Annotated in this window: 12 protein-coding genes; 7 read left to right on the forward strand and 5 right to left on the reverse strand. The window is 59.6% G+C overall.

What is annotated here, in order from left to right; all coding sequences use genetic code 11:
- Nucleotides 1-62 precede the first annotated feature (62 nt).
- Together CEK29_RS08365 and CEK29_RS08370 are read right to left on the reverse strand one after the other, a co-directional pair.
- A complete protein-coding gene (locus CEK29_RS08365; RefSeq protein WP_170948406.1) occupies nt 63-809 on the reverse strand; it encodes an SDR family oxidoreductase in 747 nt (248 codons plus the stop codon).
- Between the two features lie 27 nt (nt 810-836).
- Entirely contained in the window at nt 837-2570 is a 1734-nt protein-coding gene (locus tag CEK29_RS08370; RefSeq protein WP_094857811.1) for an acetolactate synthase catalytic subunit, read from the reverse strand.
- Between the two features lie 276 nt (nt 2571-2846).
- On the opposite strand from CEK29_RS08370, the gene CEK29_RS08375 reads away from it, so the two are divergent.
- Entirely contained in the window at nt 2847-4388 is a 1542-nt protein-coding gene (locus tag CEK29_RS08375) for an amidase (protein WP_176456858.1), read from the forward strand.
- 237 nt (nt 4389-4625) lie between these two features.
- On the opposite strand, the gene CEK29_RS08380 is transcribed toward CEK29_RS08375, so the two are convergent.
- The 3 genes from CEK29_RS08380 to CEK29_RS08390 all read right to left on the reverse strand — a co-directional run bounded on the left by CEK29_RS08380 (nt 4626) and on the right by CEK29_RS08390 (nt 8661).
- A complete protein-coding gene (locus tag CEK29_RS08380) occupies nt 4626-7037 on the reverse strand; it encodes a TonB-dependent siderophore receptor (protein WP_255176101.1) in 2412 nt (803 codons plus the stop codon).
- 125 nt (nt 7038-7162) lie between these two features.
- Complete coding sequence (locus CEK29_RS08385; protein ID WP_141218320.1) at nt 7163-8173, reverse strand: FecR family protein; 1011 nt, start codon at nt 8171-8173, stop codon at nt 7163-7165.
- Nucleotides 8170-8661 carry an RNA polymerase sigma factor gene (locus CEK29_RS08390; RefSeq protein WP_176456859.1) on the reverse strand — a complete coding sequence of 164 codons (492 nt, stop codon included), beginning with the start codon at nt 8659-8661 and terminating at the stop codon, nt 8170-8172. Before CEK29_RS08390 ends, CEK29_RS08385 begins: the two co-directional genes overlap by 4 nt.
- A gap of 58 nt (nt 8662-8719) precedes the next feature.
- Here CEK29_RS08390 and CEK29_RS08395 point away from each other — a divergent pair, with 58 nt between their 5' ends.
- The 6 genes from CEK29_RS08395 to CEK29_RS08420 all read left to right on the forward strand — a co-directional run bounded on the left by CEK29_RS08395 (nt 8720) and on the right by CEK29_RS08420 (nt 16638).
- On the forward strand, nt 8720-10345 hold the full coding sequence (locus tag CEK29_RS08395; protein WP_141218321.1) for a P-loop NTPase fold protein: 1626 nt from the start codon (nt 8720-8722) through the stop codon (nt 10343-10345).
- A gap of 494 nt (nt 10346-10839) precedes the next feature.
- A complete protein-coding gene (locus CEK29_RS08400) occupies nt 10840-11364 on the forward strand; it encodes an NUDIX hydrolase (protein ID WP_094857816.1) in 525 nt (174 codons plus the stop codon).
- Entirely contained in the window at nt 11361-12005 is a 645-nt protein-coding gene (locus CEK29_RS08405; RefSeq protein ID WP_094857817.1) for a dTMP kinase, read from the forward strand. The genes CEK29_RS08400 and CEK29_RS08405 overlap by 4 nt, the downstream gene beginning before the upstream one ends.
- 39 nt (nt 12006-12044) lie before the next feature.
- Entirely contained in the window at nt 12045-14483 is a 2439-nt protein-coding gene (locus tag CEK29_RS08410) for a patatin-like phospholipase family protein (protein WP_176456860.1), read from the forward strand.
- A 74-nt stretch (nt 14484-14557) separates the two neighbouring features.
- Nucleotides 14558-15310: an SDR family NAD(P)-dependent oxidoreductase gene (locus CEK29_RS08415; RefSeq protein ID WP_176456861.1), complete on the forward strand. Its 753-nt coding sequence runs from the start codon at nt 14558-14560 to the stop codon at nt 15308-15310.
- Nucleotides 15311-15315: 5 nt separating this feature from the next.
- On the forward strand, nt 15316-16638 hold the full coding sequence (locus CEK29_RS08420) for a DegT/DnrJ/EryC1/StrS family aminotransferase (RefSeq protein WP_255176118.1): 1323 nt from the start codon (nt 15316-15318) through the stop codon (nt 16636-16638).
- Nucleotides 16639-16962: the final 324 nt, after the last annotated feature.

Raw genomic sequence — 16962 nt, forward strand, 5'->3', positions numbered from 1 at the left:
TGCGCATCGCGCGAGGGCGAGGCAGCCGGGCGCGCGTCGACGCCATCCGGCTGCCCGCCTCATCAGCTCATGAAGAATCCGCCGTTGATGTCGATGACCGCGCCGTTGGTAAAGCCGGCATGCTCGCTGCAGAGGTAGGCGATGCCGGCGGCGATCTCGACGGGCTGGCCAATGCGGCGCACGGGAATCTGCTCCGCATACCCCTCGTTGACGCCGGGCGCGGCGTTCTCGGTCATCGCCGACAGAACACGGCCGGGGGCCACCGCATTGCAGGTGATGCCGTGCGGGCCCATCTCGGCGGCGGTCGCGCGAGTCAGGCCCAGGACGGCCGACTTGCTCATCATGTACAGCGGGCCAGACACGATGGATTTGCTTCGGCCGGCCAACGAGGCGACGTTCACAATGCGACCCCAGCGCTTGTGCATCATGCCGGGCAGGACCCGCTGGGTCATTTGCATCAGCGCCAGGGTATTGATGCGCATCATGTCGAAAAACTGCGCCTCGGTGGCATCGAGCAGGCTTTGCGGCTGTCCGTTGGCGCCTCGGATCGAGATGCCGGCGTTGTTGACCAGGATGTCGATGGCGCCATGGCGGGCCAGCACGTCCGAGGTCACCTTTTGCTGCTCGTCCGGATGTTGCAGGTCGAGCGTCACGGCCCGGGCGCGTTCGCGTAGCGACGCGTCGATCCTGTCGAGATCCGTGGCGTTGCGATCGGTGAAGTACACCGTGTGCCCCGCCTCGAGCAGCGCCACGCCGGTGGCGAATCCGATGCCACTGGCGGCGCCAGTGACCAGTGCGACTTTATTCATATGGGGTCTCTGATGGCGGTTGGCGGGTCAGACCTGGGCATCGGGCGTGTAGAACGTGATGGGCGGGTAGGCCTGATCCGTGCACATCACTTCGATCAGCGTGCCTGTGTCATGCCGCGCCGCGGTCGCGATGGCGTCGCGAAGCTGCGCGGGGTCGGTGATCCGCACGCCGTTCAGCCCCGCCGCGCGAGCGATGGCCGCGTGATCCACCGAGGCGAAGTGCACCGCCGACGTGTGCGAGCCGTACTTGAGGCATTCGGCGTGCTTCTGATACCCGAGGATGCCGTTGTTGATCAGGATGGTGACCACCTTGATGCCCATCCGCGCGGCGGTTTCCATTTCCGACCACACGTGGCCGAAGCCGCCGTCGCCGACGAGGCAGTACGTGGTGCCGGCTTCATTCGCCACGCGCGCACCCATGGCCATCGGCATGCCCCAGCCCAGCCCCGCGAGGCCGCGCGGCGTGAGGAAACGCTGGCCGCACTTGCGCACCTTGAGGTAGTTGGTGACCCACAGCGTGGAGTAGCTGGCATCCGCCACCACCGTGTCGTCGGCGCCCAGCAGCGCGTCGAGCTCGGCCATGATGCGTTCCGGCCGAATCGGCACGTCGTTGCTCTGCAGCAGGGGCGCCACTTCACTTTGGTGCCGGTCGCGGCCGCGCGCGATGGCGGTGGCGACATCCTTGCGCGCGGCCGTACGCTCGCGCAGATCGGCTTTGGTGGCCAATTGCAGCATGGCCTGCAGCGTTGCCTTCGCGTCGCCAACCAGCCGCACCTGGGTTTCGTAGTTGCGCCCGATCTCCTGGGGGTCGATGTCCAGGTGGATATAGGTTGCGTTCTTCGGATACAACGCCCAGCTGTCGGTGCCGTTCTGGTTGGTGCGATTGCCCACCAGCAGCACGACATCGGCGTCGCTGATGAAGGGCTTGAGGTAGCGGCCCGAGCCGTTCGGGCCGAGGCAGTTGGCGATCACGCCGAGCGCCAGTTCATGGCTGTCGGGTATGGCACCTTTGCCCATGTTGGTGGTGGCCAAGGGCACGCTCATCGCCTCGGCGAAATCCGTGAGCTCCTGCGCCGCCTGGGACACATGCACGCCGCCGCCGCTCACGATCACCGGCCGCTTGGCCGAGGCGAGCAGCGCGATCGCCTTCTCCATGGCCTGCGGGTTGGCGCAAGGGCGATCAAGCGGAAAGCGGCCGAGCGAGAGGGTGCGGGCGAAAGGGGCGGGGACGGCTTGCTCCTGCAGCAGATCCGCGGGCAGCAGCAGTGCGACGGGCCCCGGACGCCCCGACGTGGCTACCACGAAGGCTTGGTCGATGTAGTCCTCGACGCGGGTGGCCAGATCGATCCGGCGCACCCATTTGCAGACCGATCCCAGCATCGCGATGTGATCGAGATCCTGGAACGCGTTTTTGTCGTGCTGGTCCCGGTTCACGTCTTGCACCAGGGCGATCACCGGAATCGAGACCTTCTGTGCCTCGGCCAGCGGAGCCACCAGGAGCGCGGCAGCCGGGCCATTCTGGGCAGTGACGATGGCGGGGGTGTTGCTCATGCGGGCGTAGGCATCGGCCATATACCCCCCCGCGTTTTCCGTGCGGTAGGACACCTGTTTGATGCCGATCTGCTCGGCCGCGAGCACGAACATGCTGGGCAGGCTCTGGCCGAAAAAGTGCGTCACGCCATGCTTCTTGAGCGCCGCGGCGAGCAGGTGCGCCACGGTGTCCTGCTTGGTGAATCCCGTCTTCGTCAATGGGCTGGTCATGCGTCGTCTCCGCTTTTTGGGTCGAGGTATCGAACGCAGTTTAGGTGAATTATTTTATAAATTAATTCTGGTTAGCCCTAGGTTGGCAATGGGAGCCAGGGGAGGTGGGCAGCGATCCATGCGGAGCGGGCACGTGCGCGCCGAGGCTGGCGCAACGACGAAGGCATCGAGTGCGTGGCCGACGCCAGCCGCGCTGGTTATCCATGACATGGCATGGATATTGCTTTTTTCCTGAGTGATTTTTCGTAGTTCACTCAGGAGTTTCGAATGCCCAGGATGCAGACTGTTCTAGGCGGCGCTGTCGTTGCCGCCGCCGCTTTTTCATCGCACGCCGCACCCTTCAAGATCGAAGAGGCGACGATAGAGGGCGTCCATCGAGCCTTCAGCGCGAAGACGTTGACGTGCGAGAAGCTCGTCCAGGGCTACCTGGCACGCATCGAGGCGTACAACCTGCAAGGGCCCGCGCTGCGCGCCATCATCAGCGTCAACGCCAAGGCGCTCGACGAGGCGCGGCAGATGGATCGTCAGTTCGCGGCGAATCCCAAAGCCGTCGGCAGCCTGCACTGCGTGCCCATCGTCCTGAAAGACAACTTCGACACCGCGGACATGCCCACCTCCAGCGGGAATGTGGCGATGAAAGACTCGCGGCCCCAACGTGATGCATTTACGGTGGCGAAGATGCGCCAAGCTGGTGCGCTGATCCTGGCCAAGTCGAATCTGCAAGAGTTCGCGCGTGGCGGCGTATCCGTGAGCAGCCTGGGTGGTCAGGTGCTGAACCCTTATGACCTCGGCCGCAATCCGGGGGGCTCGAGTGGCGGCACGGGCGCGGCGTTGGCAGCAAACATGGCGCTGGTCGGCACGGGCAGCGATACGGGGCAGTCGATCCGTTCGCCGGCCTCGGCCAACAGCCTGGTCGGAGTTAGGCCCACGCGGGGTTTGGTCAGCCGCGGCGGCGTCATGCCCAACAGCTACACCCAGGATGAGATCGGACCGATCGCACGCACCGTCGGCGACGCCGCGCGGCTGCTAGACGTGATGGTGGGGTTCGACGCGAATGACCCGATCACGGCGCTGGGCGTGGACCAGCATCCGCGCTCGTATGTCGAGGCCCTCGATACGAAGGCGCTAAAGGGTGCGAGGATCGGACTGCTGACCACGCTGATGGGCAAGGAAGAGCGCCACGCCGACGTCAACAAGGCGATCAAGTCGGCCGCCGCGGCGATGCAGAAGCAGGGCGCGGCCGTTGTCGAATTCGACATGAAGGATCTTCGCGCGTTGACGAGCGAGGTCGCGACCGATTCGTTCGAAGCCAAGGCCGCTTTCGACAGCTACTTCGCCACCTTGCCCGCGAACGCGCCGATCACGTCGTTCGCCCGGCTGATCGAAACCAAAAGCGCTTCCCCTGCAATCCAGGCGACGCTGGAGAAGGAGTTCGCAATCGAGGCGGGCATGCAGAGCGACGCGTACAAGACGCGCATGCTGAACCGCGAGAAGCTCAAGATTGCCTTGCTGGCGAAGATGGCCGAACTGGACCTGGATGCGATCATGTATCCGATGCAGAGCATCCTGGTCACGGAGGCCGGTCGTCAGGATCAACCCGAGCGCAACGGCGTGCTGTCCAACGGCACGGGTATGCCGGCGGTCACGTTCCAGGCCGGCTTCTCGTCGCCGACCGATCGCGCACCGCTCGGCGTGCCGATCGGCGGCGAGCTGCTCGGGCGGGACTTTTCGGAAGGCAAGCTGCTCGGGTACGCCTACGCCCTCGAGCAGGCGACATCGGTGCGCAAACCGCCGCAAAGCACGCCGCCGCTGAAGTAGGTTGATGGTGTCTGACTACCTTTTTTTAAGGTGTCAGACTGCATTTTTGCGGGCGCTCGACTGAGCGCCCGCTCTACCATCACACCCCGATCACACCCGCATCACCACGCATATTCCATCGTGGCGTACATGGTCCTGCCCTGGCCGTACTGGTACCTTTTTTAAGGTGTCAGACTGCATTTTTGCGGGCGCTCGACTGAGCGCCCGCTTTACCATCACACCCCGATCACACCCGCATCACCACGCATATTCCATCGTGGCGTACATGGTCCGACCCTGGCCGTACTGGCATCCCATCATGCTGTAGCAAGACGCCACGTACTTCTTGTCGAACAGGTTCGACGCATTCAGCGAGAGCGCGAGTCCGCGTCCCGGCGTGAATTCATAGCGCACCATGGCGTCCATGACCGTGTACGACGACACCTTGAAAGAGTTCTCGCGGTCGCCGTAGCTGTCGCCGACATATCGCACGCCGCCACCGACGCGCAGTCCGGCCAACGGTCCCGAGGCCGGCAGGCGGTAATCGACCCACACCGACGCCATGTGCTCGGGCACGCGGATGGGCCGGTTGCCCTGAATCTCAGGCTCGGTGGAGCGCTTCACCTTGACGTCGTTCCACGTGTAGCTCGCCAGCAGATCCACGTTGCGCGTCAGGCCGACCTTGGCCTCCAGCTCCACGCCGCGCGAGCGTGTCTGGCCTTCCTGAATGTTGAACCCCGGATTCGCCGGATCGGGCGTGCTGACGTTGCGTTTGGTCAGGTCGAACAGCGCCAGCGTGTACATCGCGTTGGACTGCGGCGGCTCGTACTTCACACCGATCTCGTACTGCCGGCCCATTTCCGGTTTGAAGACGCGGTTATCGAACGTGCGGCCCGTGGCCGGCAGGAACGATTCGGAGTAGCTGATGTAAGGGGCCAGGCCGCTATCGCTCAGATAGACCAGCCCCGCGCGCCCGGTGAACTTCTCGTCGTTCTGCACCGGTGCCGAGGCCCAGGTGGCGGAATTTTCGTTGCGCACCCAGTCATAACGGCCGCCCAGCAACAGCACCCATTTCTTGTCGAACTTCAGCTGGTCCTGCAGGTAGAGGCCGGTCTGCTGTACCGTCTGGCGGTAGTCGCTGCCCGGAAACATCATCATGTCGGTATTGCCGTAAACCGGGCGGAACAGGTCCAGCGGCGCCGCCATGCCCAGCTGCTGCCATTGCGAGTACTGGATGCGGCTGTAGTCCAGGCCGGTCAGCAGCGTGTGATCGATCGGGCCCGTGCTGAACTTCGATTGCAGCTGGTTATCCATGGCCAGCACGTCGCCACTGCCGCGCCGCGAGTCCGCGAAACGGTTGGCCACCCGCTGGTCCGCATCCGCCCAACCGAGCAGGAACAACTCATCGCTGCTGTGGCGCACATGCGAGTAGCGCAGGTTCTGCCGCACGGTGATGGTGTCGTTGAACTTGTGCTCGAACAGATAGCCGATCGAGGTCTTCTCGTTGACCGAACGGTCGAAGTCCGGCTCGCCGATATAGCGATGCCGCGGGATGGTGCCATTCGGGTTGCTCAGCACCGTGCCCTGGGCGGGCAGGGCATTGGCGAAGTTGCCGGTCTGTTTCTGGTACTCGGTCAGCACCGTGAACTCGGTCGCCGCGCTGGGCCGCCAGGTGAACGTGGGCGCAACGAACGTGCGCTCGTTGTGGATCTTGTCGACCTGCACGTCATTGCTGCGCACCAGCCCGGTCAGACGGTACGACCAGACCCCTTCGGCGTCGAGCGGCGCGCCGATGTCGAACGCCGCATGCGAATAGCCGTTGCTGCCGCCTTGCACCTGCACCTGATACAAGGGCGTGCGCGGCGCACGCTTGGTCACGAGGTTGATCTGTCCGCCGGGATCCGACGCACCGTAGAGCACCGAGCTGGCGCCCCGCAGCACTTCGATTCGTTCCAGTCCGTACGGCTCCGGCGCGTCCCATCCCAGATAGTCGCTCGGAAAACCGCGTAATCCGTCGCGCAACAATCGGCCGGTGCCCTGTTGGAAGCCCCGGATGATGAGTTGGTCGGCGATGATCTGGCCGCCGGCCACTTCGCTGGTCACGCCCGGCGTGTAGCGCAAGGCTTGCGTGACAGTCTTGGGTTGCTGGGCTTCGATCTGCTCGGCCGTGATCACCGACACCGACGCCGGCACCTCGATCAACGGCGTGTCGGTTTTGGTCGCCGTCGCGCTGCGATAGGCGATATAGCCATCCGCCGGGCCATAGGCCGTCGATGCGCCGCCTTCGACCAGCACCGGCGCCAGCTGCGTGGTGCTGTCCGAGCCCCGGGGCAGTGGCCGGATCGTCACCACGTTGCCGGAGATGTCATGGGTGAAGCCGCTGCCGGCGAGCATCTCGTTCAGCGCGCGCGAGGCGGGCATCTGCCCCTGCACCCCGCTGGCGCGGGCTGCGCGAATCAGCGCGCCGTCGACCGTCACCTGATAGCCCGACTGCGCACCGAAGATCACCAGGGCGTCGGCGAGCGGTTGCGCCGGGATGTTGAACGAGACCCCCTGCGCGGCGCGCGGCTGCGCTATTGCCTGGCCGGGCACGCCGATGGTCAGCCCGGCGATGGCGATGGTGCTCGTTGCGACGCCATACGCCAGGCGCATCCCCACTTTTTTCTTCATTTTCATTGACTCCGATTGTGCGAAATCCCGCGGCTCGGATCAGGTGTTCCGAGCGGGGTCTATCCACACAACGAAGCAGCGCACGGTTTTTTCGGTATTTCCCTACGATGCGTAGGGGAAAGGGCTCAGGAGGCCTGGCCGTCCAGCGACACAATCAGCAGCCACGGGGTGACCTGACGTACCCGGCCACCGTGCGGCCGCACGATCAGCTCGGCCGCGGCGGCCGCGTCGCGAGTGTCGAAGATGCCGGTCACGCTCAGATCCTGCGGCGCGTCGCCCAGCAGCACGATCCGGCCGGCATAGCGCCGGCCCAGATCCTCGATGACGTCGGGCAACGGACGGTCGACGGCCACCAGCCGCGTGCCCGACCAGCTCCCCACGACATCCGGCGAGACATCGCCCCGGACGGCACCGCCTTTCGCCGACATGCGCACCCACTGGCCGCCGGTCAGCACCTCGGCCGGGGCAGGAGGCGAGGTGTATTCGACCTGCACGCGGCCGTGCTTGACCGCGACATCGGTGTCGCGCTCGCCGATCCGCACATTGAAGCCGGTGCCCAGGACTCGCACCTGTGTGCCATTGGCCTCGACCTTGAACGGGCGGGCAGGGTCGGGGCTGACCTCGAAGAACGCTTCTCCCGCATACAGCGTGACCTCCCGTCCGGCGGCGGAAACGTTGGCGCGAAATGCGCTGCCGGGCGCCAGACGCACCAGGCTGCCGTCCTCCAGACGAATCTCCGCCTGGCTCTTGGAGTCGGTGATGACATCGGCCTGGGCCTGCAGCCAGACGATCGGCGCCACCCACCAGGCCAGGGCCGCCAGACAGACGCCGGCGGCGATGTGCCGCACGCGCGGCCGCGTCGGCGTGCGAGGTGGAGCGGGCGCAACGGATGCGGACACGGGCGTGGGCTGGGGCGCGGAATGTGGCACGGAGCTGGCCGCGTGCGATTGGCGGATCAGGCCGTCGACGTGAGCCGTTTGCCGCCAGGCGCCATCGTGCAGCGGGTCGGCCATGCGCCACGCCTCGAAGCGCGCGCGCAGATCGGGATCGTCGGGGTCGTCGTCGAGCAGGATGCTCCAATCCACCGCGGCGCGCAGCGCGGCATCCCAGGCGGCGTCGTGATCTTCGTGCTTCACAGGCGGCGCGACAAACGTTGGATGCAATGCATCTTCGCTTCGGCGATCAGCTGATGCGTGAAGGTCACCGAGAGACCCAGTTGCTGGGCAATTTCTCGCAATTTCAGTCCGTCGACGGTGTGCAAAGTGAGGGCGAGGCGGGAACGCTCGGGCAATTCGTTGAGGCTTTCAAGGACCATGCTGAGGTCCTTGCGTGCCGAGACGGTCGCTTCCGGCGAGGGGGATTGGTCTTGAAGCGTGGCGGCCAGCTCGGTGGGATCGCTGTCGGTTTCGGCGCCATCGCGCTTGCGCGCGCGCAGCCAATCCAGCGCCAGATTGCGCACCGTGCGGTAGAAATACCCCAACGGCTCAGCCAGCGAGCGCCCTTGCTCGACCGCCTGCACGCGTTCCCAGGCGTCTTGCACGATGTCTTCGGCGCAGGCGCGGTCCCGCACGAAACTGTCGGCGTAGCTTATCAGATCGCTCCGGTGCAGCTTGTAGAAGCGCACGGACTCAAGTTCGGAACTCACGTGACGGAAGCGGTCGGAAGGCCAACAGGCGGGAAGGGTGGAAATTGTAAATGACAATGATTTCAATTTCCATGGGCGCGTGGGTGCACGGCTCCTTCGGCAGGTAAAAGCGAATGCCAATCTGCCCAATATTGTCTTTGTGCTCCTTTTTCAACCAAGTATCGTTGAAGCGGCTCTTAAGGACATAGCTGGTGGCGATGGCCGCGCTTTCCTTGAGAAGATTGTGCAGACGAATTTCGACTTGCCAGCAGTTCCAGTGTCCACCGTTCACCGACTGTTCGGCGAGACTCTCGGAGTTTTAGCTGGCGCTCATGCGACGGAGCAGAACGGTTTTTCCGAGACTCGATGGGGAAACGTCTTCATAGGGTCCATCCAACCACTATTGAGCAACATGAGGGACGCGCGGCGGCTTCTGTCGTCCATATCGGTTCACCTGCCAATGCATATGGCCGACGATGTATTCGAAGTCAACCTCGTGGATTTCTTGCTTCTGGAGGCGATTCGGGTCGCAGAACCGAACGTTCACGGCGCGCTATTCCGGGAAAGAGACTTAGTGCTTCAACTACGAGGGAGAATGGATGATCGTCAGCGAGATCAAACACGGGCCGCAGTGGAAAATCTGCTGGAGTCTGCTTCTTTGGCAAGGCGAGAAGCCACCCGGGATGCTCTTGTAGAGCTGTTTCCTCAACTGGCCAGGTTCTTTGGCGGAGTGAGCTACGGGGCGGATTTTCACGCGATGTGGCTCGCAGAGAAGCGCGTGTGCTCGCCCCGCTACTTTGCTCGCTACTTCGAACTACAGACGGCCGCTGGCGAGGTGTCAGAGCGACGGTTCGTCTTGTTTCTTGAAAGTACGGAGTCAGATGAGCGACTCGCTCAGGTCATAGAGGGGCTTGAGCGTGATGACTTGCTGAGTTCGCTAGTCAAGCGCCTTGATGAGTCCGTTGATCGCTTGCCGATCGAGAACGCGGCTGTTCTGCTTCCCGCGATGTTCTCCCTCGCACAAAAATTTGCAGGGCAGCCCGTTGGAGACGCGTTCAGCTCACCTTGGATCTCGGCCTGGAGAGCAACGAATTGGTACTTAAAGCGCATTCCTCAAGAACAGCGGGCAGAGCGCGCGCTCGCTGCCCTGGAGCGCTCTGGGGCGTTGTCGGTAGGGGCCGTGCTGATTCATCTTAGTGATCCCGCGGATCTGCCGGAGGAGCGTCGTGCTGGTTTTGCCCCAGCCATGAATGCTGAGGGACTCGAGGGCATGAAGGCGGTATGGCTTCGGCTGATCACAGATCGCGCGGCGCGGGGCGAAGATCTCCTAAGCGATCTCGACCTTTTCTCGCATCTCTCTCGATGGGCGAAATTCGAGGGGTCTTTGGATGTACCAAAGGCATGGGTTGCTGAGAGAATTCGGACTGATGCGGGGTTCGTGGCCGTCGTGTCGAGAATGGCCACGCGTGGGACATCGCATACCCATGGCGATAGAGTGTCCACCTCGCATATCCGATTCAATCGTTCAACCGTTGAGGACTTCATAGGCATCGAGGCAGCCAATACTCGCATTCAATCAATTGATTTTGCCGCGTTTGCAGAGAATCAAATCGAGCTGGAAAAACTGAAGATATCCCTGGAGTCTTGGCTCGGGCTCCGTGAGCCGGACCCGTTCGATTTCTAGTTGGGTATTTTCTCAATCTGGTGCCGGTGCGCGTCGAACGTGTCTAATTCAAGGGATTTGACGTGGCCGTTGCGTTGAGCGGGCCTAATGTGGCAAGGCAACCTCGCGTTAGCATTTAGGAGAGAATTCGAATATGCACCCCGCAAAGTATTTGAGGCATTGGTAGGAAAAGAACCATTCCAAGATTTGGCATACGTCGGCTGATGTTTCTTCACATATTGGACAGTGCAAAACTGGGAAGAGGCGATTTGTGAATCGAAGCGGAACAGTCCGATATATTTGTCCGGAACGCGCCCAGGTTGGAACCCTGAATTTCTAAGTTTTCATGCGGACGACTTGAGTGGATAAGGCACTATTGCGGAAACGGTCTTGGGTCGCATTGGCAACTAGACAGTGGGCATTGAGTTAGTCGCCCTTTTATACAATATTGAAGGCACGCGGTACAATAGTAGATTGTAGCAACAATCATCCACCTGCAAATTTCGCTAAAAATCATGCAATTATTGTGCCGCCGTTCTAATGGTGAACCGGATTCGTATTATGAGTCGCTGCAACGGTCTGCCGTGCGATCAGGCCGCCTTTGTGTGGTCAATGCCATTATTTTGGACGATTGGGGACGAGTTCTAATACTCAGACGCGCACCGTGGAAGTCCTTCTTGCCATCGTGTTGGGATTTGCCGGGCGGTCATGTTGAGCCGGGTGAGACACTCGAGCAGGCGCTTCGACGAGAAGTATTCGAAGAGGTGGGGCTCGAACTTGGCGCCATTGACACATTGACCGCGATCTGGGAGTGGCAGGTCAAACGAGCCCAACGCATACGCAAGGTGCGCCAGTTCGACTTCAGAGTAACCCTCTCTCGAACTGGTCAGGAAGTTTGCATGGCGCGAGACGACTTCGTAGAATATCGCTGGATTTCTAGCAGCGATCTACATATTCTCAAAGAAAATCGGTCAGCCGACGACACTAATATGCTGGAGGTCATCGGCCATACAATGATGTTGCCTCGCGAGCAGTTATGAGTTCCCAATTTTATCTCAGCGTCGAAGGCGTCGATGCCGTCGGCAAGACGACACTCGTTCAGAAACTGCGCTCGGATTTGATAGGGCGCGGCGTGCGGGCCGCAATTAAGTCGGAGTTTCCAGCCTCGTCTAACATTTCCAACGAAATTGAGCAGGCGCTGCAACGTTCTCCCTTCATCAGCGAAGGCTTTTCGTCAGGCCCGGCCGCCGCGTTCTTTTTCATGCTATATGCCGAACTGGCAGCTATTGCGGACACGGCTGAAACTTGCGACGTGTTGGTCAGTGATCGGGGGCCTGAATCAGCGTGCATCTATCAAGGATCGTCGCTCCACTCGAGGGGGTCTTTCGATGCAAATAAAGTGGTGTTGGCAGTGGAGAATTTGTATTCGAGTCTTGGGCTGCGGCTTCCTGATTGCACCTTACTGCTGACACTTTCGCCGCAAGAGCTTGCACATCGCCTTGAGATGCGGAACGGTCGCGCCCCAATGCCCGCCGAACTCGAATATCTATTATGGCTTCAGGATAAGTTCGTGGAGGTGGCGGCCCTCCGGCCACGCTTCGTGAGACTAAATGCAGGCGGCGAGGTAGAAGAAGTTCTCCAAGAGGCGTTGGAGATTGTGCAGGCCAAAATAAATTTATGAGTGCGCAAACGAATGTTACGGGAAAGTAGCGGAACCTTGTTGCTGGACCCTCAGGCCGACGTTTTTATCGAGAAGTTCGGGGGTGACCCGAACAATATCGATGTGCTCACTTTCTGGAGTGTTGAGCCGGCCTATCCCTCCGATGTGCTCAGATATCATCTAGGACAACTTGGCACTCTCAGGATGATGAACGAGTTAGCAGCAAAGGGTTGCGTTGTACAAGCCTTCATCTGCGATTCTGAATCTCGGACGTTGGTGGGAGGAGGTGCGACCAAGCCTGGGCGTGATATCAGTGTTACGCAACGATTCATTCGGGCGTTGGCAGACAGCTCAATTAGAACGAGGTTGATGAGTGAGGCCGTCGAGGATTTGTTCCGGAAAGACCCAGATGAGTTCACTCGGCTTACCAACTCTGCGGTGCGGGGTGCGCAGAAGTTCAGGGAATGCATTCAGGAGTATCGACCCCCGAGTTCCGTGCAAAATGTATTGCCTCAATTTCGTGCCTTTCAAGAAAGTGTGTGTCTGGATTTAGATGTTCAGAGATTCGTCGATAAGTTAAAGCTTCGTTGTCCAACTATTTCGTCAGCCGAGTTGCTTTCGAGTCTCTACGCCTCGGTTAGACGACCGAAATGGTTCGATGCGTTCTGGATGGGCGATATGGCGGCGTGGCTCTCTCTTTATGTGGAAGAGCGGCAAAGAGATTCACCATCACGGCAAGTAGTCCTTTTCGAAGCGAACCGTAGCGCCTATTCTTGGATGACACATCGTTGCTTCCTCAATATCGGATTGCGGACTCAGCAGGAATCGGGGAGGGAAGTCGTTTGGCCTGAGATGTGTTTTGCTGCGCCATTGCTTTCCACTCAAGGAGGCAGTGCGATGGAACTCTCCGAGCGCTCAAAGGCAATTTTTCTAACGCACAAGCCGGAAGTTATTCATAAGCGTCTGCTGGCCGCTACGAACGAAGCGCTAGAGTCGTATCAACGATGGCTTCTGCCCTTTGAGAATCGCCGTACAACTCGCGCGGCACAGGTGATGGAGCTGTCGAGCCGCATTATTGAGTACCGAAAGGCGTTAGAAGCAGAAGATATAACGCTGCTGACCAGGCCGGCGGAACGCCGTGCGGACCTCACCGGACCGCAAGCCGACGTCAGGATAGGACTGTGTCTCTCCGGAGGAGGCTTTCGCGCAACTTTCTTCCATTTAGGCCTGATTAAGCTGCTCAGAGATGCAGGACTTTTGAGCCGGGTGAACGCGGTCTATTCAGTATCGGGTGGGAGTATTCTCGCTGCAAACCTAGCGCTGAACTGGGATTCCTACGCTTCGGGACAAGATGACGAGGCATTCTTTGAAGCGGCCTCAGCCCTCTTTAGGTTGGCACGTACCGATGTTAGAGGCCGCATAGTGCGCCGCTTTTGGCTCTTTCTGCCGTTTCTTGGGCGGTGGCGCACGGCTTATCTAGAACGACTTTTCCAAGCTGACGCAGTCTTTGGTAAAGCGGAACTTGGTCAACTTCCCGAGTTGCCGTTCTTCAATTTTTTAGCTACCAGCATGAAGTCGGGGAAGCTAGTCACATTTACGAAAAAGGGCTTCAACGACGGCACCACGCTGCATGATAGTTCGCATCTTTCCGTGGCGAGCGCGGTTTCTGCATCGTCGGCGTTTCCTCCACTCTTTCCGCCTATTGCGTTATCAGCCAAGGATGCGATGTCAGGCGTCGAATCGTTTCCGCGAACGGAACGGCTTACCGACGGAGGAGTTTTTGACAACCTAGGCTTGACAAGAATGCTCGCAGAGGCGGAAGCGCTACGAGAGGAGGATTGGTGCAATCTTGCGCTGGTGAGCGATGCGTCGGCTCCTTTTGAATGGTCCGGGCCAGAGAGCTTTAGCTCAATGGTAAAACGGACTGTTAGGACAACCGACATCTTGATGAAGCGAGTGGCTGAGCTTGAAGCCGAAAGAGCTGCACGCAATATCAGTCGGCAGACACAAGGAAACGAACCCTTCGTTACTGTGGTCAAGATCGAAGACACCGTGCAGGAGATGCCTACCGGCACGGTAGGCGCCAATGGATACTGCGTGCAGGACATCGTGATCCAGAAACTTACTAAGGGAATTCGTACGGATCTCGACAGGTTCTCCATGGAGGAGGTGTGTTCGCTCATGCGCCATGGCTATGAGGTCGGACTTCGCACGTTAAAGGACGACTCGTTACTGAGTGCAGATTTTGTGCCGAAAGACCCATGCGGTGTGCCGTTTCCTATGTGCCGCGACTTGGCTTCAAAATCGGCGAAAGAGCATGGTTCGGCAGGTGCCAGCTTACTGACGAAGTCACGGGCCAAAGCAACGGATCATCTGCGAAAACATCTAATGAAGTCAGCGAAGCGACGCTGTCGTCTATGGAGCATCCGAGACGGTGCAAGCTGGACGGTTACAGTAGTCGCCGCCGTGCTCGGTGGGGTTTTATTTCTGTTGTATTAACAAGAGTAAATGTGCGGACAGTCGCGCTTATGACTAAGTCCGGAGGAAAACCCTGTTCAAATTTCGATATAAAAATGAGAGAAACTCCAATGAAGGTGGTGGTGACGGGCAGCAAAGGCGGCGTGGGAAAGCATCTGGTTGAAAAATACCTGCGAGAAGGCGCGACGGTGATCGGCATCGATCGCCTACCGCGTGCCTCAGACCACGATGAAGCTGCGTTGGACCGTTATATCGAATGTGATATCGCTTCCATGTCGGCCATTGATGAGGCTGTTGGAAAAATCCAGTCGTGTGTGCAGAGCATCGATCTACTAATTCATGCGGCTGGCGTCTTCCATGACGATGACACCGTCGCGGTGTCGTCCTCTGCGATGGAAGCGTTGTGGCGCTCGAACTATCTAGGTCCAATGCTGCTGACTGAGCGGCTGCGCTCACTGTTGCTTCTGGGGCGGGATCCCTCAGTCGTTTTCATCGCATCCGCCGATGCAATCGTGGCTAGTGGCGGACAGGATTGCGAGGTCGGCGTCCGCCATGATATGCATTACGCAGCCTCTAAAGGCGCTTTGGTAACTGCCACGCGTGCACTTGCCATGCGGTGGGCGAGAGACAGGATTCGCGTTAATGCGATCTGTCCGACCATCATCCGCTCTCCGATGGCAGACAGTCTTCTGGCGCAACCAGGAAAAGAACGCGAGCTTGTCGCGCATATTCCCTTAGGGCGGATCTGCGAGGTGTCCGATGTCGCGGTGGCAGTCGATGCGCTTCACGGACTTACGATGACGACGTCGCACGTCCTTCCGCTTGATGGTGGATATCTATGCCAATGACGGACATGAGATCACCCTCTACCCTCGCCCTCCTAGGAGGCGATGCGCTCGCATGCAGTCGGCAGTTCCCGCGCAATAGAGTGAAGGCTTCCGAGGACTGTGGCAATGCGGCTATACGCGCACTGCAGTCTGGGGGATGGTCCATGTTCACTTCGGACGAGGTGTCGGCGTTTGAAACGGAATTCGCTCAGTTTGTGGGTGCAAAGCACACTGTGTTGGTGAACAGCTGCACAACAGCCATATTGGCGAGTCTGATGGCTTCTGGGATAGGTCCTGGGGACCACGTCGCAGTGCCTGGCTACACGTATATTGGCACATGCATGCCTGTATTGGCTCTAGGAGCGCATCCCGTTCTGATCGATATCGACCCGACCACTCAGTCGATGGATCCTCGGTCTCTCGCACAAGCATTTGAGCAGTATTCCATTCGCGCAGTAGTGCAGGCTCATCTTTTCGGACTATGCAGCGGCGCGGCCGAGATCGTAGAGCTCTGTGGTCGACACAATGCCGTGTATATCGCCGACAACGCGCAATTATTAGGAGAGCGAGGCATCACCTCCACGCTTGCGGAATATGGCGCGACCTGCTTTAGTTTCGGAGAGAGCAAACTATTGAGGTTGGGTGAAGGTGGCGCGATCGCGACCAACTCGGACGCTCTTGCAGAGCGGCTCAGACTGGCACGGCATGAGGGAGAGCAATGGACGAGACTCAATTCGTCTCGACTCGTCGGCACTCAGCCAACCACCAATGATCTGATCGAGCATTTGTCCAGTGTGCAAGCGGGACTCAACTTTCGCCCTTTTTCGGTAGCAGCCGCGATCGGGCGGGTCATGCTGCGCGAGCTGCCCGAGCGTTTGCAGAAGTTGTCGGCGAATGCAGCTGTTTTTAATGGGCTTTTGGGAGGCCATTCATGTCTGAAATTGCCTGCGGAGGGTGTTCGGACTTGGTGGACGTATCCTCTATGTGTGGATCCGAAACACATTGAACGTAACGTTGCTCTTGCGGCGCTGTTAGCCGAAGGAATCCCAGTGGGCGTGCATTTTCCTCGCCTGATTTCCGAGCACCCCACAGTTAAGGAGCGTGCAAGAATTGGACCATCTGGCCTCATGGGGGCGACGCAGTTTTCTAAAACACACCTAGTTCTGCCCATCTACCCCTCCCTGGATACAAAAGACATCGAGACGATGTGCGCGGCGGTCTCGAAGGTATTAGTCAATGGCAATGACCTTAAGTCAGAGCTTGCGCGTGCTCGTGCGGAGCACTTACTCAAAACGCGCCCCATATCCGAGCTTTGTGATGGCCTATTCATATTTCTGGAAGACAACTAGCAAATCTTGCGTCCCTATTTTTCTCGGCATGTGAAATTCTGACGTTCCAGTGACTTGGCTGCTCTGCATGCGAAGGTAGACGAACTTCAGCGTGAGAACGAGCGCCTAAGGCGTCAAGTCTCCGCTAGGGGCAGCATTAGGCTGATAACTTCGTCGGATTAGGATTTCAAGGACTGACCAAGTAGTAGTGCCTGTAAGGGCGTGCCTCATGCCTCTGCGCAAATTCTCATGGCCCGAGTAATTGCTGCCCAGCCTTCCAGTTGCTGATTCGATGATACCCTGTCTTCCTACATCTTTGACCCGCTAGATCTGCGCTTGCTGGAA

The organism is Bordetella genomosp. 5 (genome assembly GCF_002261475.1).
Taxonomy (GTDB): domain Bacteria; phylum Pseudomonadota; class Gammaproteobacteria; order Burkholderiales; family Burkholderiaceae_B; genus Bordetella.

What these genes read in the sequence shown, in the direction of transcription:
- CEK29_RS08365 (WP_170948406.1), bottom strand. Translation starts at nt 809, where the DNA reads ATGAATAAAGTCGCACTGGTCACTGGCGCCGCCAGTGGCATCGGATTC.
- CEK29_RS08370 (WP_094857811.1), bottom strand. Translation starts at nt 2,570, where the DNA reads ATGACCAGCCCATTGACGAAGACGGGATTCACCAAGCAGGACACCGTG.
- CEK29_RS08375 (WP_176456858.1), top strand. Translation starts at nt 2,847, where the DNA reads ATGCAGACTGTTCTAGGCGGCGCTGTCGTTGCCGCCGCCGCTTTTTCA.
- CEK29_RS08380 (WP_255176101.1), bottom strand. Translation starts at nt 7,037, where the DNA reads ATGAAGAAAAAAGTGGGGATGCGCCTGGCGTATGGCGTCGCAACGAGC.
- CEK29_RS08400 (WP_094857816.1), top strand. Translation starts at nt 10,840, where the DNA reads ATGCAATTATTGTGCCGCCGTTCTAATGGTGAACCGGATTCGTATTAT.
- CEK29_RS08405 (WP_094857817.1), top strand. Translation starts at nt 11,361, where the DNA reads ATGAGTTCCCAATTTTATCTCAGCGTCGAAGGCGTCGATGCCGTCGGC.
- CEK29_RS08415 (WP_176456861.1), top strand. Translation starts at nt 14,558, where the DNA reads ATGAGAGAAACTCCAATGAAGGTGGTGGTGACGGGCAGCAAAGGCGGC.
- CEK29_RS08420 (WP_255176118.1), top strand. Translation starts at nt 15,316, where the DNA reads ATGAGATCACCCTCTACCCTCGCCCTCCTAGGAGGCGATGCGCTCGCA.